The sequence below is a fragment of the Desulfovibrio mangrovi genome (genome assembly GCF_026230175.1).
GTDB lineage: Bacteria > Desulfobacterota > Desulfovibrionia > Desulfovibrionales > Desulfovibrionaceae > Halodesulfovibrio > Halodesulfovibrio mangrovi.
This window is the reverse complement of the sequence record NZ_CP104208.1, coordinates 1,729,248-1,750,811: the sequence shown is the minus strand read 5'-3', so window position 1 is coordinate 1,750,811 and position 21,564 is coordinate 1,729,248. Positions and strand designations below refer to the sequence as shown.

The 21,564-nt window shown below is 56.9% G+C and carries 20 protein-coding genes; 7 read left to right on the top strand and 13 right to left on the bottom strand.

Going from position 1 to position 21,564, the window contains the following annotated elements; genetic code table 11:
• Positions 1 to 20: 20 nt before the first annotated feature.
• Complete coding sequence (locus N1030_RS08090; RefSeq protein ID WP_265828768.1) at positions 21 to 824, bottom strand: phosphatidate cytidylyltransferase; 804 nt, start codon at positions 822 to 824, stop codon at positions 21 to 23.
• Positions 821 to 1,495, bottom strand: coding sequence for a polyprenyl diphosphate synthase (uppS, locus tag N1030_RS08085; RefSeq protein ID WP_420842842.1), 675 nt, complete (start codon positions 1,493 to 1,495; stop codon positions 821 to 823). Before uppS ends, N1030_RS08090 begins: the two co-directional genes overlap by 4 nt.
• A gap of 710 nt (positions 1,496 to 2,205) precedes the next feature.
• On the opposite strand from uppS, the gene sulP reads away from it, so the two are divergent.
• A complete protein-coding gene (gene sulP / locus N1030_RS08080) occupies positions 2,206 to 3,909 on the top strand; it encodes a sulfate permease (RefSeq protein ID WP_265828765.1) in 1,704 nt (567 codons plus the stop codon).
• Between the two features lie 63 nt (positions 3,910 to 3,972).
• On the opposite strand, the gene N1030_RS08075 is transcribed toward sulP, so the two are convergent.
• From N1030_RS08075 to N1030_RS08055, 5 genes are all read right to left on the bottom strand, one after another.
• A complete protein-coding gene (locus N1030_RS08075; protein WP_265828764.1) occupies positions 3,973 to 4,683 on the bottom strand; it encodes an ABC transporter ATP-binding protein in 711 nt (236 codons plus the stop codon).
• Between the two features lie 12 nt (positions 4,684 to 4,695).
• Positions 4,696 to 5,466, bottom strand: a complete 771-nt coding sequence (locus N1030_RS08070) for an ABC transporter ATP-binding protein (protein WP_265828762.1) — start codon at positions 5,464 to 5,466, stop codon at positions 4,696 to 4,698.
• Positions 5,466 to 6,461, bottom strand: coding sequence for a branched-chain amino acid ABC transporter permease (locus N1030_RS08065; RefSeq protein WP_420842841.1), 996 nt, complete (start codon positions 6,459 to 6,461; stop codon positions 5,466 to 5,468). The genes N1030_RS08070 and N1030_RS08065 overlap by 1 nt, the downstream gene beginning before the upstream one ends.
• Positions 6,461 to 7,366, bottom strand: coding sequence for a branched-chain amino acid ABC transporter permease (locus tag N1030_RS08060; protein ID WP_265828759.1), 906 nt, complete (start codon positions 7,364 to 7,366; stop codon positions 6,461 to 6,463). The genes N1030_RS08065 and N1030_RS08060 overlap by 1 nt, the downstream gene beginning before the upstream one ends.
• Before the next feature lie 87 nt (positions 7,367 to 7,453).
• On the bottom strand, positions 7,454 to 8,572 hold the full coding sequence (locus N1030_RS08055; protein ID WP_265828758.1) for a branched-chain amino acid ABC transporter substrate-binding protein: 1,119 nt from the start codon (positions 8,570 to 8,572) through the stop codon (positions 7,454 to 7,456).
• A gap of 494 nt (positions 8,573 to 9,066) precedes the next feature.
• On the opposite strand from N1030_RS08055, the gene N1030_RS08050 reads away from it, so the two are divergent.
• The 4 genes from N1030_RS08050 to N1030_RS08035 all read left to right on the top strand — a co-directional run bounded on the left by N1030_RS08050 (position 9,067) and on the right by N1030_RS08035 (position 12,984).
• Positions 9,067 to 10,197: an alpha/beta hydrolase family protein gene (locus N1030_RS08050; RefSeq protein WP_265828756.1), complete on the top strand. Its 1,131-nt coding sequence runs from the start codon at positions 9,067 to 9,069 to the stop codon at positions 10,195 to 10,197.
• A 188-nt stretch (positions 10,198 to 10,385) separates the two neighbouring features.
• Positions 10,386 to 11,282, top strand: coding sequence for a CheR family methyltransferase (locus tag N1030_RS08045; RefSeq protein WP_265829038.1), 897 nt, complete (start codon positions 10,386 to 10,388; stop codon positions 11,280 to 11,282).
• Between the two features lie 74 nt (positions 11,283 to 11,356).
• Complete coding sequence (locus tag N1030_RS08040) at positions 11,357 to 12,412, top strand: HDOD domain-containing protein (RefSeq protein WP_265828755.1); 1,056 nt, start codon at positions 11,357 to 11,359, stop codon at positions 12,410 to 12,412.
• Between the two features lie 89 nt (positions 12,413 to 12,501).
• Entirely contained in the window at positions 12,502 to 12,984 is a 483-nt protein-coding gene (locus N1030_RS08035; protein ID WP_265828754.1) for a chemotaxis protein CheX, read from the top strand.
• Positions 12,985 to 13,048: 64 nt separating this feature from the next.
• Here the strand turns inward: N1030_RS08035 and N1030_RS08030 are convergent, their stop codons facing one another.
• Positions 13,049 to 15,022, bottom strand: a complete 1,974-nt coding sequence (locus tag N1030_RS08030) for a monovalent cation:proton antiporter family protein (RefSeq protein WP_265828753.1) — start codon at positions 15,020 to 15,022, stop codon at positions 13,049 to 13,051.
• A 34-nt stretch (positions 15,023 to 15,056) separates the two neighbouring features.
• A complete protein-coding gene (gene trhA, locus N1030_RS08025; RefSeq protein WP_265829037.1) occupies positions 15,057 to 15,719 on the bottom strand; it encodes a PAQR family membrane homeostasis protein TrhA in 663 nt (220 codons plus the stop codon).
• A gap of 177 nt (positions 15,720 to 15,896) precedes the next feature.
• Between trhA and N1030_RS08020 the strand changes: the two genes are divergently transcribed.
• Positions 15,897 to 16,334 carry a rhodanese-like domain-containing protein gene (locus N1030_RS08020; RefSeq protein ID WP_265828751.1) on the top strand — a complete coding sequence of 146 codons (438 nt, stop codon included), beginning with the start codon at positions 15,897 to 15,899 and terminating at the stop codon, positions 16,332 to 16,334.
• A gap of 79 nt (positions 16,335 to 16,413) precedes the next feature.
• Here the strand turns inward: N1030_RS08020 and N1030_RS08015 are convergent, their stop codons facing one another.
• From N1030_RS08015 to N1030_RS08000, 4 genes are all read right to left on the bottom strand, one after another.
• Positions 16,414 to 16,821, bottom strand: a complete 408-nt coding sequence (locus tag N1030_RS08015; RefSeq protein WP_265828750.1) for a PaaI family thioesterase — start codon at positions 16,819 to 16,821, stop codon at positions 16,414 to 16,416.
• 66 nt (positions 16,822 to 16,887) lie between these two features.
• Positions 16,888 to 17,109: a SlyX family protein gene (locus N1030_RS08010; protein ID WP_265828749.1), complete on the bottom strand. Its 222-nt coding sequence runs from the start codon at positions 17,107 to 17,109 to the stop codon at positions 16,888 to 16,890.
• Positions 17,110 to 17,147: 38 nt separating this feature from the next.
• Positions 17,148 to 17,612: an EVE domain-containing protein gene (locus N1030_RS08005; protein ID WP_265828748.1), complete on the bottom strand. Its 465-nt coding sequence runs from the start codon at positions 17,610 to 17,612 to the stop codon at positions 17,148 to 17,150.
• A 54-nt stretch (positions 17,613 to 17,666) separates the two neighbouring features.
• Positions 17,667 to 19,091 carry a DNA integrity scanning protein DisA nucleotide-binding domain protein gene (locus N1030_RS08000; RefSeq protein ID WP_265828747.1) on the bottom strand — a complete coding sequence of 475 codons (1,425 nt, stop codon included), beginning with the start codon at positions 19,089 to 19,091 and terminating at the stop codon, positions 17,667 to 17,669.
• A gap of 264 nt (positions 19,092 to 19,355) precedes the next feature.
• Between N1030_RS08000 and N1030_RS07995 the strand changes: the two genes are divergently transcribed.
• Entirely contained in the window at positions 19,356 to 21,497 is a 2,142-nt protein-coding gene (locus N1030_RS07995; RefSeq protein ID WP_265828746.1) for a hypothetical protein, read from the top strand.
• The last annotated feature ends 67 nt before the right edge of the window (positions 21,498 to 21,564 follow it).

The following is a 21,564-nucleotide window of genomic DNA, read 5'->3' as shown; positions in this document are numbered from 1 at the left end:
TGGGCAACTCTCCGGTAATCCTAGAAGAAAGTATATACGGCACGCGCCAGCGCATAGGCGGGCAGGGCGAGCAATATGGAGTCTATGCGGTCGAGAATGCCGCCGTGGCCGGGCAGCAATGTTCCGGAATCCTTGATGTTCAGCGTGCGCTTGAGAGCGGATTCGAAGAAGTCGCCAAGCTGTGAGGATACGTTCAGGAACAGGCCGAGCGGCAGCCATGCCCACCACGGAGCCGTGCCGAACACGGTGCCGATGGTAAGGCAGACCAGTGTGCACAGCAGCATGCCGCCGATGGAGCCTTCCCACGTCTTCTTGGGGCTCACGGTAGGCCATATCTTGTGCTTGCCGAATTTGCAGCCTGCATAGAAACCGCCGATGTCGGAGGCAAAGCAGGCCAGCAGAATGAGGCCGGTCTCAACGGGGGAGAAGCGCAGCACGGTCTGGATGACCAGCGGCAGATACAGGATGCCTGCAGTGAGCACCTGCGCCTGTTCGAAGCGGGCAGAATGGCTTTCGCCGGCGCCGTAGCTCAGCAGGAAGCCAAGGCTGCCTACCCAGAAGCCGCCGGTGATGCAGGCGAGCATGGTATACGGGCTGTCGATGAAAGCGCCATACAGAAGGCCGGCTCCAAGAAGGCAGCCGATCACCTTGTAGGGGAGATTGCTCTTGCCGGGCCAGAACATGGAGTAGAATTCGAACTGTCCGAGAGCCGCGACAATGATGGTAGCCGCGAGCAGAGCCCAGCCGCCGAGCAGCAGGGCGGTAATCAGAAAGGGAAGGACGACGATGGAGGTTATCCACCGCTGCTTGTGTGAGTCGGTCATGCCTTGATCTGGTCTCCGGTCTTGCCGAACCGCCGTTCGCGGTTGGCGTATGCGGTAAGCGCGGAGCGGAATTCATCCACGCTGAAATCGGGCCAATAGGTCTGGGTGAAATGGAATTCGCTGTACGCGTGCTGGTAGAGCAGGAAGTTTGAGAGACGCAACTCGCCGCTGGTGCGTATCATCAGGTCGGGGTCTGGCTGACCGGATGTATACAGATAGTCGGAGATGCTCTGTTCGGTAATGTCCTTGGCGGCAATTCCGCTTTCCATGATGGCGCGCACTGCCCGGACGATTTCGCCGCGTCCGGAGTAGTTGAGTGCAAGGTTCAGTGTCATGGCGGTATTACCGGCGGTTTTTTTCATGGCATGCTGCAGAGCGGTGCGCGCAGGAAGCGGCAATGCGCCGATGTCGCCAAGAACCAGCAGACGGATATTCTGTTCCATCAGGCTGGGCAGTTCATCCTTGAGAAAGGAAACCAGCAGTTCAAACAGAAAGCCCACTTCCTGCTTGGGGCGAGCCCAGTTTTCGCTGGAAAAAGTGTACAGGGTCAAATGACGGATGCCTATGGAGCGGGCTTCGCGGACGATTTTGCGGGCCGTTTCCGTGCCTTCGCGATGTCCTGCCGTGCGTTCAAGCCCTCTGGCTTTGGCCCAGCGGCCATTACCATCCATGATGATAGATACGTGCGCGGGCAGATGTTCTGGGGCGACCCAGTCGGGCCGTTTGTCCGTGCTCAACTGCAACCTCTTGATATTGAAGTAAAAATCCAAATTTGCGAACTTTTTATGATAGTTCGTTTGTTCTGGGGCGTCAAGGCGGAACAAAAGCGGGGGAAGAATGGAGTAAGATTTGCGGGGGTTGAGGGATTGCTCAGGGGGGAATGAAGAACGGGACCTCCGCTTGCGCGGAGATCCCGGTTCAGAATTGGTATCGGTGTTTAATTCTGGCCAGGGCCTTAAGCCTACAAACTGCGTTAGATGTTGGCTGAAGGTTTCACTAGGACGTTTCCTAACCTTAAAATCAGAATAACAGTTCGTTTTCGGGTGTCAAGCACAATGCTTCATTTTCCGTAAAGTTTGATTCATGTCTCCTGCACTATTGTCATGGTGTTTAAGGCTGGGGGAGGGGTATATCTTTAAAGTTGCCATGTTACGTTGTTTTGTGTGAGTTTTACTCTTAAAAAAAGGTGTTGCAACTGTCTTTATGGGGGGTTAGTGAGTACTTTATACGACAGCCCTGACGACAACCCGCTCAAGAAATGGCCGCCTCCAGCGGCCTTGTGTCTTTGCGGGTATGGGCGGCCCGACACACTTAAGCCGCTGCCGGACCGTGACCATGCCGTTCAGAGCCTTGTTCGCAAGGATTCTATTCGGAGGTTACCATGAGTGATCAGCGTTCCGGCCTGTTCTCGTTTAAGATCAGGCCTGCCCTGCTTTCCGTCCTGAAGGCAGGTTACCCCCTACCATATTTAACGCGAGACGTCTGCGCCGGTCTGACGGTGGGCGTCGTCGCACTGCCGCTTGCCATGGCCTTTGCCATTGCTTCCGGTGCGCCGCCGGAGCGCGGCTTGTTCACGGCCATTGTTGCCGGGGCTCTCATCTCGCTGCTCGGAGGCTCCCGTTTTCAGATAGGCGGCCCCACCGGTGCTTTCGTCGTGATCGTGGCTGGCGTTATTGCGCGGCACGGTTATGAAGGCCTTGTGGTTGCCACGCTTATGGCTGGCGTATTTCTTATGCTGATGGGGTTCTTCAAACTCGGCAAAGTGCTGCAGTTTATCCCCTATCCTGTAACAACAGGGTTTACGGCCGGGATCGGCCTGTACATCTTTTCTTCGCAGATCAAAGACCTGCTCGGGCTCCAGATTGGCGCACAGCCTCCGGAATTTCTGGGCAAACTGGCATCCTGCTGGACAGGGATAGGCACCATGCAGCACGGAGCTGCCATTGCCGGCGGTGTGACCATCTTTGCCATGTTGCTCATCCGTCGTTTTTGTCCGCGGATACCCGCACACATTGTCGGGATTACCACATCCATGCTGGTTGTCTGGCTGGGGGGATTGGAGGTGGAAACCATCGGTTCCCGCTTTGGCGGTATTCCGGCAACGCTGCCTTCTTTCGCCATGCCCGAGGATTTCTTCGGTCTCGCCGCAAAGATGCTGCCTGATGCCGTTGCCATTGCCCTGCTTGCCGGCATCGAGTCCCTGCTCAGCGCGGTGGTGGCGGACGGTATGACCGGCGAGCGGCATGAACCCTCTACGGAACTTGTGGCGCAGGGCATCGCCAACGTGGCCTCAGGCCTGTTTGGCGGTATTCCCGCAACCGGTGCCATAGCGCGTACTGCAACCAATATTCGTGCTGGGGCTGCGTCTCCCGTTGCCGGTGTCATTCATGCCATTACGTTGGCTCTGTTCATGATCTGCCTGGCTCCGTTGGCTTCACTTATTCCTTTGGCAAGCCTTGCGGGCGTTCTGTGTATCGTTGCGTGGGACATGAGCGAGGCGCATAAGTTTGCTCGTCTGCTCCGTGCCCCCCGTTCTGACGTATTCGTGCTGGTAACGACTTTCCTGCTGACTGTTCTGGTGGACCTGACCGTAGCTGTGCAGGTGGGCGTGGTGCTCGCCGCGTTGCTTTTCATGCGCCGCATGAGCGAGGTGGGCAACCTGCGATTGGGCAGTGCCGGAAGTGCGGAGGCCGAGGGGCTTTCCAACGAGTCGAAGATCGCCTGTGAGGGCAGTGCCTTCTGCCCCTCTTCCGTCATGATCTATGAGATTGAGGGGCCCTTCTTCTTCGGGGTCGCGGAGCGTTTTCTCGGCGTGCTGCACACGTTGCGGGAATCGCCCAAGGTTATCGTCATCCGCATGGATAACGTGCCGACAATTGATGCCACAGCCATTCATGCTCTTGAAACCTTCATCGTTCATGCGAACCGGATGAACATCAAGCTGGTTGTGTGCGGACTGCAGGAGCGCGTTGCCAGCGTGCTCGGCAAGCTGGGTACCCTGAATCGTTTTGGTGAAGGCAATGTGCTGGGCGATCTCAAAAACGCCATGCGGCGTGCGGATAATCTGGCGCTGAGTACTATGTAATAATGATGTGAAAACAAAAAAGCCCTCCGTAAGGAGGGCTTTTTTGTTGGTCTATGGCAGGGGCTAGTGGCCGCCGCCCAGATACGCATTCTGGATGTCCGGATTGTTGAGCAGATTATCTGCCTTGTCTTCCATCACGATGTTGCCAACTTCCATGACGTAGCCGCGGTCGGCCAGTTTCAGGGCTGCGCGGGCGTTCTGCTCCACCAGTACCACGGTCACGCCGTGGGAGTTGATGGTGCGAACCGTTTCAAAGATGGATTTCACAAGAATGGGGGCAAGACCCAGAGATGGCTCGTCCAGCAACAGGATGCGGGGGTTGCCCATGAGCGCCCGGCCAATGGCAAGCATCTGCTGCTCGCCACCGGAAAGGGTACCGGCAAGCTGGGCGCGCCGTTCGGCAAGGCGGGGGAACAGGTCGTAGATCCATTCCTCATTCTTGTTGATGACTGCCTTGTCCTTGATGGTAAAGGCGCCGAGCATCATGTTCTCCGCCACAGTCAGGGTGGAGAATACGCGGCGTCCTTCGGGCGACTGGGCAATACCCTTGGAAACAATGGTATGAGCCCGTTGGGTGTGCAACGGCTCTCCGTTGAACAAAATTTCGCCCTTGGTCGCTTTGACAAGGCCGCAGATGGCGTTGAGGGTGGTGGATTTGCCCGCGCCGTTCGCGCCGAGAATGGTGACGATCTCTCCTTTTTGCACGGAGATGTTGATTCCGTGCAGGGCTTCCACATTGCCGTAGTTCACGTGCAGGTTACGAATTTCGAGCATCCGGCAATCTCCCTAGAGCAAATCGTCGTCGGCACCGAGGTAGGCCTCGATAACGCGCGGATTGTTCTTGATCTCTTCAGGGCCGCCCTGTGCGATGACGGCTCCGTATTCCAGCACCACAAGGTGCTCGCAGACCTTCATGACAAGGCTCATGTCGTGTTCGATGAGCAGCACGGTGATGCCCCTGTCGCGAATGGCCTTGATGAGTTCGATAAGTTCCTGAGTTTCCTGGTCGTTCATGCCGCCCGCAGGTTCATCAAGAATGATGAAGCGTGGCTGTGTGGCAAGGGCGCGGGCAATTTCAAGCAACCGCTGCTTGCCGTAAGAGAGGTTCTTGGCGGCGTTGTTCCACTGGTCCGCAAGGCCCACGAACTTCAGTTCGCTCATGGCGCGTTCTATGGCCAGTTTCTCTTCGCGTTTCTGCGATGGCGTGCGGAACATGGCTGCGAACACGCCGGACTGCATACGGCAGTGGCAGCCGGAAAGCACGTTTTCAAGTGCGCTCATGTTCTGGAACAGGCGGATGGTCTGGAAGGTACGGGCAATGCCCCGCTGTACGATGCGGTTGGTGCGCATGCCTACCAGATCCTTGCCGTCAAAGAGCACCTGTCCGGTGTCAGGGATGTAGTTGCCGGTGATCAGGTTGAAAACCGTGGTCTTGCCTGCACCGTTGGGGCCGATGAGGCCCACGATGGAGCCTAGTTCGACATTGAAGGATACGTCATTTACGGCCACGAGGCCGCCGAAGGTCTTGGTCAGGTCCTTGAGTTGTACGAGACTCATCAGCGCGCTCCCCCTTCGGCGGTTGCCACAGAGTTCCTGACGGTGGTCACGGCATCCTTGAGGTACGCCATTACGTCGTACTTTCGCGGCGGGGGCGGTATGAGGCCCTGCGTACGGAAGATCATCATCAGGATCATGGCAAGGCCGAAGACAAGCATGCGCCACATGGCAAGGTCGCGGAACAGCTCGGGCAGACCGATGATGAGGAAGGCCCCCACGAGCACGCCGCGGATGGAACCCATGCCGCCGAGGATCACGATGGTGAAGAGTACCACGGACTCCCAGAAGGAGAAGGATTCTGGCGAGATGATGGTCATCTTGGCGGCGAAGATGGTGCCTGTCATGCCTGCCCAGAATGCGCCGAGTACGAAGGCTATGAGCTTGTAGTACGCGGTGTCGATGCCGGAACCTTCAGCAGCCACGTCGTCTTCTTTGATGTAGTTGAGGGCTCTGCCGAAGCGGGAGTTCTCAAGTCTGTGCATGAAGAAGATGGTGAGCAGGCAGAAGCCCCATATCAGATAGAAGAAGTGCTCGGGCCTTTTGATCTTGAAGCCGAACAGCATAGGGCGATCGATGCCGAAGATGCCGTTGGCGCCGCCGGTCAGGCCGAATACGTCGTTCACCAGGGAGATGCGGACGATCTCCACGATGCCGATGGTCACGATGAGCAGATAGTCGCCGCGCAGATGGATGATGGGACGCGCCACGATCATGGCGAAGACGGCAGCAAGCACACCCGCCAGCGGCATGGTGTAGAGGACCGGTACGCCGTATTGCGTGTTCAATATGGCGGTTGTGTATGCGCCCACGGCGTAGAATGCCGCGTGGCCCATGTGGAAGAGTCCGGCATGACCAAGAATGATGTTCAGGCTGAGTGCCAGAATGGTGTAGAGGCCGACGTTGTTGAATACGTCAGTCCAGTACGGGTTGATGAACATCGGCAGAATGCCGAACAGGATACAGCCAGCAAAGAGAGTGAGTGTGCGTTTATCCATCATACCTTGTCTGCCACCCTTTCGCCGAGCAGCCCGGTGGGCCGGATTATCAGAATGAGAATGAGAACGAGGAAGGAAATGGCGTCCTTCCATGCGATGGAGATGTAGGCGGCGCCAAGCGCCTCAATGACGCCGAGCAGCAGGCCGCCGACCATGGCTCCGGGAATGTTGCCGATACCACCGAGAATAGCGGCGGTAAATGCCTTGAGACCGTACAACCAGCCCATGGTGAAGCTGATCTGGCCGTAGTAGAGACCGACCATGACGCCGGCAGCACCGCCCAGTGCGGGGCCGATGCAGAACACAAGCGCGATGACGCGGTTCACGTCAATGCCCATGAGTTTGGCTGCACCCTGGTCAATGGCGGCAGCACGTATGGCTGCGCCGATCTTGGTCTTGTGGGTAAGATAGTACAGGCCGTACATCAGCAGGAGCGATGTACCCAGCATGATAAGCCGGACCAGCGGAACATCCATGCCGAAGATCGAAATGGCGGTCTTGGGCAGGATGTTGTGAGGGTAGACCAGAGGCCGGGCTCCCCAGATGAGCATCACGGCGTTCTGGAAAAAGATGGAAGCCCCGAGGGCACTCACCACGGCAGAGAGTCGGGGGGAGTTGCGCAGCGGACGGTAGGCCGTGCGTTCAAGCAGAAAACCGATGAGACCTACCAGCGCGATAACCATCGCGGCCAGTACCAGAACACCGACAAGCGCGCCCATGTGATCGGTCAGTCCCAGCGAAGTGAGCAGCGTAAGGCCGAGAAAGGCCCCTATGGTGAACAGATCGCCGTGAGCAAAATTGATAAGCTTAAGTACACCATAGACCATGGTGTAGCCCAATGCGATGAGGGCATAGATGCCGCCCACCGCAAGACCGTTGGTCAGTTGCTGAAAAAACTCTTCCATGGAGTGTCCCGTGGTAGCAGATGAAACACGAAGAAAATCGGAATGCGGGCGAGCGCATCGCCCGCATTCCGTTAATGGACCGAAAGGTTACTGAAGGATGAATTCGCCCTTCTCGTTAACCTTGCTCAGGCGGTAGAACTTGCCAGCGCGGTCCCCCTTGGCATCAAAGGAAATGGTGCCGGTGAGGCTGGGGAAGTCCTTGAGACCATTGTGGAAGTATTCAGCGATCTTGGCAGGCTCGGTGGAACCGGACTGCTTGATGGCTTCAATGGTCACGTTGAAGGCGTCACCAGCGAATACGGACCAGATGGAGGCAGGCATGGCGTTGAAGCGAGCCTGATAGGTGGCAAGAAATTCCTTGGTAGCGGGATCGTCGAGGTCGTTAACGCCGGGAGGGCCAACGAACATGAACCCCTTTGCAGCTTCAACGCCGGCGATCTTCACGAGGTCGGCGTTGTTGGTGGCGTCACCGCCCAGCATGGGCACGTCCCACTTCATTTCCATCTTCTGGCGGAGCAGCAGGCCAGCTTCGTTGTAGTAGCCGGGGAAATAGAGCAGGTCGGGGTTGGAGCCCTTAACCTTGGTGAGGATGGCGGTGTAGTCCTGTTCGCCGGGAGTCAGCGCATCGTAGAATACGATGGTGGAAGGATCGAGCAGCGCCTTGGTTTCTTCAGCGAGGCCCTTGGAGTAGGAGCTGTTGTCATGCAGGATGGCAATACGCTTGCTGCCGAATTCCTTGATGATCTTGGCAGCGGCTGCGCCCTGTGCGTCGTCGCGGGGGCAGGTGCGGAAGAAGTTCTTCATGCCCTTTTCAGTAAGGCGCACCATGGTGGAACCCGTGGCGATCTGGATGACTTCGGCTTCATCATAGATGCCCTGTGCGGCTTCCGTGATGGCCGAGCCGTAAGTACCAATAACTGCGACCACACCGCTGGTGGTCAGGCGCTGTGCGGCCAGTGCGGCCGTCTTGGGGTCGAAAGCGTCGTCTTCCGCGATGATCTCAACCTTCTTGCCGTTCACGCCCCCAGCGGCGTTCACTTTTTCTGCAAGAATGTCCACAATGTTCTTCATGTCCTGCCCTTCGGAGGCATATTTGCCCGTCAGGGGAGCCTGCACGCCAATTTTGATGGTGTCGGCCCAGGAAATCCCCGCCATCAGCAGTGACAGCACAAGTCCAAGTAACAGCGCGTGAATCAGTTTCTTCATCGAAGCTCTCCTCATTGTCGCTCAACATATGGAGTAAAGATGATCCCTAACCACTCTCCTCAACCTACGATTTTTACCCCCGATCCTATGTATAGGATTTCGGAGCTTACTGTGCGGGACACTAACGTGGAAAGACGGAATTGTCAAAAATTGTTTAAATACCCAAATGCTTCGTAAGTTTTTTTCTACAAAAGCGTAATTCGAGGGTGTTGCTGCATTTTTCGGCAATTCTCACGCACTTTCATGCTGAATGTACCACAAAAATCGTAAGTGTGAGAAGCAGGGGAATATACATGAATTCCAGCATGAAAGGCAATCCCTAAGAAAAACAGTCGATTGTCGACATTAATTAATTTCAGGTCTTTTTTGCGGGTATAAAACCGGGGAACGTGCATTTTTGACGTGGAGGCTGGGGAGCCCGCGCCAGCTCTTGTTATGCTTGCTTCAGGGCGTGGGATAGGCTACCTGTTGCGGAATTTCGCATCGGAGTTTTTATGGAAAGAGTCTCTTTGTGTCGGGTGGGTTGTGCCGGAACGTTTGGTGTTGCAGCAGGGCGCAGGTTGTGCGCGGTTGCCTTGGGTATTTGCCTTTGTCTCGGGCTGAGTCTGCTGCTTGCCGGAACGGCGCATGCCCTTGGCGCGCGTGATGGCGTGAACAGGGTGGGGCTGCACATCCTGAATGAATGGGAAGAGCACTCCGGCGCGCGTATAGCCATTTATGTATGGTATCCCACCGTCAGGCCGGAACGTTCCGTCTTTCTGGACCCTTACGCCATTTCTGCGGCACGCGAGGGAAAGCCTGAGGAGGGCAAGTTCCCAGTCATTCTGCTCTCGCATGCTTCGGCAGAATCCGGTCTGTCTCATCATGATTCAGCCGAGTTTCTGGTACGCAAGGGATTCATTGTCGTCGCTCCGACGCATCCCGGGGACAACTATCTCGATACCTCACGCATCTACACAGAGCATCAGGTGACAGACAGACCCTACCATCTTCAGCTGGCACTTGATGCCGTTCAGGCCCACCCCGAAATCGGTCCGGTGGCGGACATGAGCAACGTCGGCGTGATCGGTTATGGAACGGGCGCTGCCGCAGCCATGCTGCTGGCAGGAGCCATGCCGGATACGGAAGGGCTCCGTTCGTACTGCACTAAAGCCAAGCCGGATGATCCGTATTGTTCGGACTGGGCTCATGCCCGACTGGCCCTTTTCATGAACAAGACAGCAGAAGAATTGCAGCCTGCGGGCGGCCGTCCGTGGCATGATCCACGGGTGAAGTGTGTCGCGCTCCTGGCTCCGGCATACGGCATGCTGTTCAATGCACAAGGCGTGGCGTCCATGCAGGTGCCTTCCATCCTGATCGAAGCCGAGCGCGATGCCATGAACTGGCCGGAACTGCATGCCCAGTATTTGCGCACCCTGCTGCCTGAGAAGACAAGCTATTTCATCCTGTCTGATGCCACCAGCTTTACGTTGCATGCCATATGTTCCGAACGCATGCGGACAAATTATCCGGCTGTGTGCAGGGATTCAGAAAAAGTAGACAGAAAGGCCGTGCACAAGGCGGTGAACGATATCCTTTTGCGCTTCTTCGGCAAAAAGCTGCAGGGCAAGGTTCTGTCTGAGTGATGCTGTAAGTTTTTGTTGCCTTTGTTTCTCGGCAAGGTATACTGTGAGTTATTCCTGATAACCTTCTGATAACAAATGAGGAAACAATGGCATTGTTATCATCCGGTAAATTCGGGACGGGAGCTTCCACTCTCGGTTCCCGGACGACGACATCCACCGGGCTGCCCGGCGGCAGAACCGGCGGCCTTATGACTGATTTCGCCAAGCAGGAGCGCTCTTTTTCCGGTGGGCTCAGCTTGCGTAAAACTCCCAAGATTTCGGATGAAGAGTTTGCTCAGCTGAGCGGCTTCATCTACGAGAAGACCGGCATCAGTATTCCCGACAAGCGGAAGTATCTTCTGGAGAACCGTCTTGGGTCTCGCCTGCAGGAACTCGGACTCAAGACCTTCAAAGAGTACTACGACTATCTCAGGCTTGACCGTAACAAAACTCTTGAGATGGACAAGCTCTGCGAAAAGGTGACCACCAACGAGACCAGTTTCTATCGGGATGTCCGCCAGCTCGGCATTTTCCAGAACGAGATTCTCAAGGATGTCATCAAGGAGCAGGAGGCTGCAGGCCGCAAGGAGCTGTCCATCTGGTCTGCAGGCTGTTCATCCGGTGAAGAACCCTACACGCTTGCCATCATGATCAGCGAGGTGCTGGGCATGTCGGTCATCGGGTGGAATATCCGCATCTCCGCCAACGACCTTTCTCCTGCCATGCTGGCGAAGGCCAAAGAGGGCCTTTATACCGAGTATTCCCTGCGAACCACGCCAAAGGGAATCATCGCCAAGTATTTTGATCAGGAAGGCGATAACTACAGGGTTAAGCCGCGCATCAAGAAACTGATCAACTTCGGCCCCATCAACCTCAGTGATGGCATGGCGCTCAAGCGTGTCCCCAAATCGCACATAGTATTCTGCCGCAACGTGATCATCTATTTTGATGATCCCATGAAGCAGAGCGTCATCAGCGCGTTCTATGACAACCTGCTTCCCGGAGGGCACCTTTTCCTCGGCCATTCGGAAAGCATTCACAAGCTTTCCACTGCGTTCAAGCCGGTGCTCAAGCCCGGTGGCATGTGCTACCGCAAGGAAGGCTAGTAGTTGCGTTTGATGGCAACGGACCGGACATGCATACATGTCCAAAGGCGTAATCAGCCAAACGGAGGAATGGCATGAAACCCGACTCGCCCGCAGCCCAGATGGCGCTCAGCGAAGAATATGTGCGCAATTTTTTCATGTATACGGACCATGACAATGACGCCATAGCCGAGTTGTTCCGGTTGAGTGTGTTCCGTACCAGCGCGGCGCTGGGAATGGGATGGGAAATACCGGAAGATGATGCGCGTCTGACCCGTAATACTGAGTACCTGAAGGATACCTTTACGCCGGGGCTTGTTGATCCCAAAACGCTGGCCGATAGCGAAGCGCAGCTGGCCTCGTTCCCTGACGTGTATTTCCGCATCAAGGAAGTGTTGGACTCCCCCGTCAGTTCGGCCGACGACGTTGCCCGTATCGTGAGCAGCGACATGGAACTGACTGCCAAGCTTCTCAAGCTGGTCAACAGTCCCTTCTACGGACTCATGGAAACGGTAGAGGACGTGGCACACGCCATTGCCCTTGTCGGGGTAACGGAAGTCTCAAACCTTGCTCTCGGTATTTCGGCCATCAAGGTGTTCAAGGATATTCCGCCGGAACTCATGGATGTGAAAACCTTCTGGAGGCATTCCGTCAGCTGCGGCGTGTTTGCCAAACTCATTGCATCCAGAATTCCCGGTCTCAAGGCGGACAGATTCTTTACGGCCGGATTGCTGCATGACGTGGGGCGTCTGATCATCTTCAAGAAACTGCCGTATGCTTCCGTACAGACTCTGCTGTACGCCCGTGAGAACATGTTGCCGCTGGTGGATGCGGAACGCGACATTCTCGGTTTCGACCACACCGAGGTGGGCAATATGATTCTGACGGAATGGCGTTTCCCGCAGACCCTGGTTGATGCCATGACCTGGCATCACAAGCCGTCAGAGGCGCAGGACCCTCAGGGGGCTGCCATTATTCAACTCGCGGACAACATGACCAACGCAATGGAGATTTCCATAGGCGGCATGTATGTGTTGCCCGGGCTGGAAGATGGGGCCTGGGAACGTCTCGGGCTTAAACCCAGTGACCTTGTTTCCATTGTCGGACTTTTCGACACGCATATTGATGAACTCTTTGCTTCTTTCCTGTAGTGCATGCAAAGGCCGGAATAGCTGTGTTCCGGCCTCTTGGCATTCGTCTCCTCTTGACAATACGGCCGCCGACTGAAAGAAAGACTTTCATGAGTTCGCAATACAACGTCAGCTTTATCAACCCTTTTCTCGCAGCCGTAATCGACGTGCTCGGCACTATGGCCATGGTGGAAGCACGCCCCGGCAAGCCCTATATCAATACCCGCCGCACTGCGGTGGGGGATGTGACAGGGCTGATCGGTGTTACGGGATATGCGGACGGGGTGATATCTCTCACGCTTGATGAAAAGTGTATTCTGCGTATCGTTTCCAACATGCTTGGAGAGGAATATTCCAAGATCAATGACGAAATTGCGGACGCGGTAGGTGAGCTGACCAACATGATCGCAGGGCAGGCCCGTGCGCATCTTGCCAATGAAGGTATGAAGTTTCAGGCTTCAACCCCTTCTGTCATCATCGGCAAGAACCACACGTTGAGCCACATCAACAAACAGCCCATTCTTTCCATTCCCTTTACCACGCCGGACGGCAATCTGGTTGTGGAGGTTTCCCTGAACAAGGTAGAAGAATAGCCCGGCAGAAGCCGGGCTTTGTTTTTACGGGAATCACCCTCTATCCGAGTTTCCATTTGCCGGATCAGGCGCTGCCTGTCACGGGCTGGGCAAGCAGGGCAAAGCGTTCCGTATCCTGCATGCAGCCGAGCACTCCGGCGATATCATCTTTCATCAGCACGAAATCCGCACCTGGGTTGGCATGCAGCTGTCCGTGGCGCAGTACGCCGACGACCGTGATGTGCATGGTTGACCGCAGCATGAGTTCCTTGAGGGTTTTGTCCCTGAGGGATGAGTCGTTCCCTATGGCAATCCATGAAAGGTCCATGCCTGAGGCGGCGTTGCCGAGTTGGCTTAGGGTCCGGTATTCCGGATGCTCTTCGATGATGGCGGCATAGCGCTCGTGGCGCACGTTGTCGGAAAAACGCTGGATCTCTCCCACGGGAAGGCCCAGATGCAGGAGTGCCTGACGGGTCAGCTCAAGCCCGGCCTCGAACTCCGGCTGAATGGTCTGGCGCACACCGAGGGCGGCCAGTTCGTCCATCTGCTCCTCGCCGGAAACACGGGCGGCAATAGCCAGTTCCGGCTTGATGGTATGGGCCAGGCGTACCACGAGCGAGGCGTCTGTTATGGAAGGAATTGTGATCAGCAGCAGGCATGCCTTGTGCAGATGCGAGGCTTCCAGCACAGTTTCATGGGCGGCATCACCGAAAATGGTGGGAATTCCTTTTCCCCGGCATGTTTCGAAGCGTCGCGAGTTGGTCTCAATGACGACAATGGGGAAGGAGAGGCGCGAGAGAATGTCGGCCACATACTGCCCCACCTTGCCGCCGCCGATAATGACAACATGATTTTCCAGACCTTCGCTGGGGATGTTTACGCTCTGAAGAACCGGCGCGGGCATGTATTTTCTGCGCAGAGAATAGAGCGGGGCTGTCATGGCCGAAAGCGGCGGGGTGGCAATCATGCCTAGAATGCCGACGGCAAGAAACAGCGAGTACTGCTCCTGCGGCAGACTGCCGCTGTCCACGCCTACCCGTGCCAGCAGGAAGGAGAGTTCGCCAGCCTGAAACATGCCCAATCCCAACGCCAGCGGCACAACGTTGCCGTAACCGAAGCCTTTGCCCAGCAGGGAAAAGAGCAGGCCCTTGAGCAGGAAGACGCCTCCGGCAAGGGCGATAATGATGCCGAGGTGGCCGTAGACGAAACGGGGATCAAGCAGCATGCCCATGGAGGCGAAGAACAGCAGGCCGAACAGGTCGCGCAGGGGAATGATGTCGCTCAGCGCCTGGTGGCCGTAATCGGATTCGCTGAGCACCATGCCAGCCACGAAGGCCCCGAAAGCGAAGGAGAGGCCGAGCAGGTATGTGCCGTAACCGATGCCGAGACCGATACCGCTGCAGGCCAGCATGAAGAGTTCCCGGGAATTCCAACTGGCCACAAGTCGCAGTATGCGCGGCATGATGCGGGTGCCCAGCACCATCATGCCCGCAAGGAACAGGCCGGCCTTGAGTGCAGCCCATGCAAGGTCGGTGTATCCGGCGTCGGGCATGCCCAGCTTGGGCATGATGATCAGCATGGGAACTACGGCAAGGTCCTGCACAATGAGCATGCCAATCATGACGCGGCTTGAAAGTGTGCCGAGCCAGCCTTGCCCTTCCAGCGTTTTCAGAATGACCATGGTGCTGGAAAGCGAAATGAAGGTCCCGAACCACAGGGAGGGAACGGTATCCCATCCTGCAAGGTGGCCTGCCGCAAAACCTATGAGTATGCACAGGATGATCTGAATCGGGGTGCCAATCAGGGCGATCATGCGTACCGGCTTGAGGTCCTTGAGCGAGAATTCGAGCCCAAGTGCAAAGAGCAGCAGCGCAACGCCTATTTCTGCAAGCAGTTCGATTTCATGGATGCCGGATACGGTGATGCCTCCCGTATAGGGGCCCACAAGTATGCCGGCGAGAATGTAGCCGAGAATCAGGGGTTGTCGAAAGAACTGGGCGACAAGGCCGCCCAGAAACCCGGCAACGACGATGATGACGATATCAGCTGCAATTCCCATGAGGTCTCCGATAAAGGGGGTAGTGTATCAGCAATCAGGCTGCAGGGGCATAGCGGCTGACGTAGCTGTACATGACCATGAAGTGACAGAAGCTGCCACCCATGACGAAAACATGAAACAGTTCATGAAAGCCGAAGTGTCTGGGGTGCGGGTTGGGCCGCTTGCGGGCGTAGATGACGGCTCCTATGCTGTAGAGCGCCCCGCCGCCCGCCAGCCAGAGCAGGGCTCCGGTCTCCAGAGACTGAACTAACGGATATATGCCTGCTACGGCCATCCAGCCCATGCCCAGATACAGACCGGTGGAAAACCACCGAGGGGCTCCCATCCAGAATATTTTGACCAGAATGCCGAGCGTGGCGACGCCCCACGCGCAACCGAACAATGACCATCCCCACGGTCCCCGCAGGGGAATGAGGCATATGGGGGTGTAGGTGGCCGCGATGTAGACGAAGATCATGGAGTGATCGATTCGCCGCAGCAGGCGGATGCCCTTCTCGGACAGTGGCAGCCAGTGATAGAGCGTGCTGGCCGTATACAGCAGCACCATGCCGGTGCCGAAGACCGCGAAGGTGACAATATGCCATGGCAGGGCGGGGGACGTGACCCGCACGATGAGCAATATGGTCCCCACCACGGCAAGCAGGGCGCCTATGCAGTGGGTCAGGCCGTTTACGGGTTCTCTGAGATGCCGGGTCATGGCGGCTAGCATGGTCCCTCCGGACGTTTTGAGGGTGATTGGTCGCTTCAGGGTGAACATAACGGCTTGAAAGGACGGAGACAAGCAGCATCTGGTGGATTGTCCCCTTGTTGTGTGACGGAGGGCAATGAGGGCGTAAAGGCTTGCCTGCAGGGAGTGTTCTGGTATTCTGGAACCATGAATGACTCATCAGCAGACAGCTTTTCTCCCCGGTTGCTCCGTCAGGCGCAGGAGGGGGGGTATCGGCTCATTAACGCGGTTTCGCTCAAGGAGCAGCTGGAACGGGGAAGCATCTTCCTTGTGGATGTCCGTGATCGGGCGGACTACGAGGCGGGGCATATTCCCGGGGCCATTTGTTACCCTTTGCCGCTGACGATTCAGGCTAGGCTGTTCAAGCGTTGGTGGCTCAAGAAGCTGTTATGCAATGAGGGCTGCACCAATGTGGTCTTCTATTGTCAGGATGTTAACAGCTTGCGCAGCGATTCTGCCGCCCGTGCGGCTGTCATCAGCGGGTTTCCGGATGTGTATAATTACCCCGGCGGATTGGAGGACTGGGTATCCCGAGGGCTTGCCCTTGAGACAGGCCCCTGCTGCGAGCCGGAGCATCATTTGTAAAGACTGAGTCCGCTGCCAGTTCGCTACGACGAGAGGCTCGCAATCGGTCACTTTGCCGCAATGCGTTGTCTCATTTCTCTCATTTTATGATGAAAGAGGCATTCGCCGTGGCAATCAGCCTGCCTTCAGGGGTTTCAGCTTCCGCCCGAACAAAGGCGATGCGTCCTCCGTTTTTCACGACCTCAGCATGACATATCAGCGTTGCCTCTGGCCGTAGGCCGGAAAGAAACTGCACGTGCAGGTCCACGGTAGCTATGGGGCGTTGCTCCTTCTGGGCGGAAAGCGCAGCGTGGGCCATGGCCTCGTCCAGCAGGGTGGAAATGACGCCGCCGGAAACGGCTCCTGCTCCCTGTGCGGTGCTGGGGGCGGCATCAAGGCGCAGCGTGGCAGCCCCTTCTTCGGCATGTTCAACCCGTATGCCCAAATGGTTGAGAATGGGATTGACCGTTTGATTATCTTCCTGAACCGCAGAGAGGTAGTCGTTCATGGGCGTGTCCGAGTGTGATGGCGTGTGTGCGTGTCGGGGGGCGGAGGCGGTGTTCCTCTCCTTTTATTATACTGAGCCGTAATGCGGAGGCGGACCATCATCCATGCCGCCTTCTTCAACCAGGGGCAGCAGGCTGCGCAGTTTGGTCTGCATGGCAACCAGCCGTTTTTCCATTTCATCCATCTGGAACTGCTGGGCGGTGAGTGCCTCGTTTAACTCTCTGATGGTCTGATCCTGAAAATAGACCGTCTCTTCCAGATGAGCGATTCGCTCTTCCTGCGTCTTCATAGTCGTTTCCCTTTTACACTTGCGTTCGCCGGATGGAATCAGGCTTTGGCAAGGTCGCGGATGATGGAAAATTCCTGTTCACTTACAGGCATGACGGAAAGGCGTGAGCCCTTTCTAAGCAGTTCCATGCCTTCCAACCCTGGTGTTGCCTTGAGAACACGCAACGGGACCGGGCGGTCAAACTTGGCAACGAATCGTACATCCACCATGAACCAACGGGGAGATTCGGGAGTGGACTTGGGGTCGAAGTGGCTGTTTTCCGGATCCCATGACGTGTGGTCCGGATAACTCTCGCGTACGATTTCTGCCAAACCTACCACGGAAGGATCGGTTACGCTGTGATAGAAAAGCACCATGTCGCCTTTGCGCATCTCGTCCCGCATGAAATTGCGGGCCTGATAGTTGCGGACGCCGTCCCACGGGCTTGTGCCGTCGGGAAGATTCCTGAGGTCGTCAATGGAGAAACAGCCCGGTTCGGACTTCATGAGCCAGTATTTCGGCATGGATATTCTCTGCTGTGCCGTACGGTTGGTACGGGTTTCTTTCTGGGCTGCAGGCTACAGTTTGAGCCATTCTTCCAGCGTGGGGGGCTCCGGTGCACGACCCGGCAGCGGCGTCCATGAGCAGCGGGCCGTGAGTTCCATCCCGCGCTGAATGATGGAGACCGGCCTGTCCGATGATACGACGATGACGATAAGGTCGTCATTTGCCGCTGTAAAGCGTACGGCGGAATTGTACCGGGCTCCGCGGGCGCGGTTTTCACCGGGCACTGCTCTGCCGTCCAGCAGGCAGGCGAAGCCGTAGAGGTTGGCGTCGTGACCGATATGCAGTGCGCCGTCCACCTTGGCAAGGGAGCAGGCCAGTTCGATACCGTCTTTCGTCGTCAGGTCCAGTGGTGAGTGCAGCGTCTGTCCTGCAAGGTTGCGGGGAATGGCCCGAAGGTCGAGCACCAGCGTGCAGCCATGCTTGCGTTCCTGTGCGCAGGATACGATATCCGTGACGATGCGGAACAGGGCATGTTGCGTGTCGTAGGACAGACGAGATTCCAGCAGGGCTTCTTCCAGCTGCACAAGGTTGGCTCTGCGGTTTGTGGACTGGAAGGCGCCGTCTGCAAATGAGCAGATGAGTTCATCATCCAGATACAGGAAGCCGTGCCGGCCTTCAAAGTTGGCAATGATGCTTCCGGGGGGCAGCTTATCCTGTGTGATGCCTACGATGGTCTTGCCGTCGGAAACGAGCATTCGGTGCGTTTCCTCCACCGCTTGCAGTAACTTGCGGCAGTGACGCAGGTTGGCGAGGGAAGGTTGTTCCATTCGCGGAAAGCTCGCAAGAAAATCCAGATGCTTCAGGAACATGGGCTCTACAAAAACAAGGGCACCGCGTGGCCATGCACCTTCTTCCCGGGTGTGGGAAATGCCCAGAATGGTGTCCAGCGTGGGGTAGACCCGCAGGTACGTATCAAGCCCGACGGACGAGTTGCGGCGATCCACAATATAGTCGCGTACGGCATGGGTTGCGTAGCTTTGCAGGACAAAGCCGGAAGCACTGTCCCGCATGTCGTTGTTGGCAGCAAGATCCAGCACCAGCTGGGCGGCTGCGTGTTCCAGCCAGCAGCGGGTCGGGCCGGTGGAGCAGAAGTCGGGGTGCTCTTCCGTAAACCACATGAGAAAGGGCACATCCCTGTTGCTGCCGCCAAAGGCCAGAAGGCCGGTCAGCTGCGGATCAGGGTAGGGGCACAGTTCGTACGGTCGCAATTTGTCCGGAGTGGGGCAGGCTCCCTGCCATTCCACGGATTCGATGAACAGTTCGCGCAGCTTGGGCTGGTGGCCGTCCAGCAGAAACTGGGGGTCAAGGACATGGATGGGGTCGTCCGGATGCAGTGCGAGCAACAGCGCGGCGCGGCTGGGGCCGGAGAAGTGCGACAGACCTTCTCGCAGGCCGTCCAGAGTGTGATAGATGCACAATTTGCGGTAGCGGCTCATAACCTTCCCCTCACTGTCGCATAACGGAATTATCTTCCACAGAGCGCGGATTTATGCGATAAATCCTGTCAGGTTTCATACATCAGGATGCCGCATTCCGGATTCCGTAGCGATCCGCGTCTGAGAAAAAGTCATACATGAGAATGCGGATATATTCCAACCCTATTTGATTGCTGTAAAAACTCCTGTACTGGTCATGCCGGAGCATATCTGGTTTGTGACAGGGTACGGAGTGGCTGCACCAAGCCACGGACGGTCTCGGCTATGAAGCAGAAGAAAGTGAAAAGAAAGGTTCTGCAGTTGTTCGGCAGCGGCGGGGGGCATGGTCGTGCCGTGGACAACGGGGCTGGGGCAGAAGGGGAAGGAAAAGAGCAGGCGGCATCGCGCTTTTCTTATGTCTCCGATGCATATCATGACACTTCTGCCTCGCGTTCAGGCAGCGATCCGGATTCGGATGAGCTCTTTCCCAATGGCTTTGGGGGGGACATGCTGGACGGCATCATTGACGGGGACAGGATGTATGATCCTTTGCTGAATGACGAGCATTCCGTAAAGGACGATGAACTGCCGACTGGCGATGAAGCCTGGGAATCCGCTCTTTCCGGCGCGGGGGACGACGGAATCAATCCACTGAGGAGCGGAGATTCCGGCCAGGGCAGTTCTCCCTCCGGCCCCGAGAGAGGCGGGGCTGTGCTTCCCCTGTTCGGAGCCCGTCAGAAAAGCGCCGCGTCACGCAATGGACAATGGAGCGGGGGTAGCGAAGGCTATCTGCCGTCTGATCTTGGAGAGCTGCTGGAGCTGCTTTCCATACCGGAGTTCGGTCCCTCCGGCACGGCGGGAGAGGGGCAGGATGTGGCCGAGGTACCCCTGCGATTCCCCACGTTGGACAGGGTGATGGGGCGGTTGGGAACCGCCATCGGACGCAGGTTGTATGCCCTGTCCACGCGTCGCTGGGTGGTTGTTCCCGGTGCAGCCAGAAGAGTGCAGTTTGCGGCATGGTCACGCTTTTCGAAGCCGGTGTCTGCAACGCTTACGATGCAGCCGCTGGAAGGGGTGGCTCTGTTCGGGGCGGACAGCGATCTTGTCCAGCTTATCACATCACGTCTTATGGACAGAGGGCCGGAGCGTACGTTCCCCGAACTGCATCCGCAGGCCAAGGATAGTCAGCTTTCCCGGGCCTCGCAGGCGGTTGCTGCACATTGTCTGCACGTATTTCAGCTTGATCTGGAGTGGGCGCTTGCCCCCTTCTTCGAGGTGGAGACCTCCCGCTACAGGGTGCTTGCTCCCGATGAGCCGATCATCGAATTCGGTGAGCAGGACGAGTGTATCCTCGTTTCATTTTCCGTTTCCGACGGCGAGTTCTCCGGTCGTCTGATGCTCCTCTTCCCTGTTGATATGTTGCGGCCGCTGGAGATGCTGCTGGCAAGCAACAGGCGGATACTCATGCCCGCTTCCACGGAGACGGACGATGAGGCATTCCTCAGGTTGCGTATTCTTTCGGACGAGCAGTTGAGCGTTGTGCTGAGTGAATCGCATCCGCTGCTGGCTTCCGTGGTGCTTTACCAGATGTCGGAGGACAGGCGTCTGCGGGTTTTGCAGCGCATGAGCAAGGAACTGCAGGAAGAGCTGGTGCGCCGGATGGGCAGACGCGCTTCCGTTCTGCGTACCCTTTCCATGGAGCAGCGTGTGGCCGTGCGCTCCCTGCTCATGGGCGAGGCATATACTTCGCACATTCTGCGCATGTGCACGCCTGAAAAGGCTGCCCGTTTTCTGGGCACTATCGCCACGCTACCTTCACTGTTCCCGTCGCAGGCAACGGAAATATGTGCGGAAGATAATCCCGGTATTGCCTGCGGTAGTCCGCTTGTGGTGGACAAGGGCATTGTGGGCCGTTTGCTGATGCGCAGCTTCACGTCGGATACGTTCATACAGGTCAGCAAGCTGCTGGCGGAAGGCGCTCATGCCTTGCCCTTTGACTGTCTGTCCATGTGTAGCACCGAAGGGGTTGCTTCAATGCTTGCGCATGAAACCTATGGCGTGTGCGGTATGGTGCTCAGGCATCTGCTGCGCAAGGCGCCGGAAATGGCTGCCGCGGTGTTTGCCCTGTTGCAGAAGGACGCGCAGGCTCCTGTGTTTGAACGGGTGCTTATGCCCCGTTCCGTGGACGTTGATATCGTGCATACCGTGGAAAAGGCTCTGTGCGAGCATGTTCCGGTGGCCTGTTCTGCCAGTACGGGTAAGGCCGTATCAGAACAGGCCGGTGCGGTTCAGCGGTGTTCGGAGCTGCTGTGTTCGTCCGATGCGCGTGTCCTGTTGAGCGCTATGAAGGTGGACGCCCGCAATGCGCTTGTTGAAGTCATGGAAAAGAGCGGTATCCCCATGCCCTCGGATTGCAAGCCCGTCTGACAGTTTTCCCGTACTCTCCGCTTTCCTCTGAATCATTCGCTGTTGCCGAAGGTTGTCCATTGGTCGC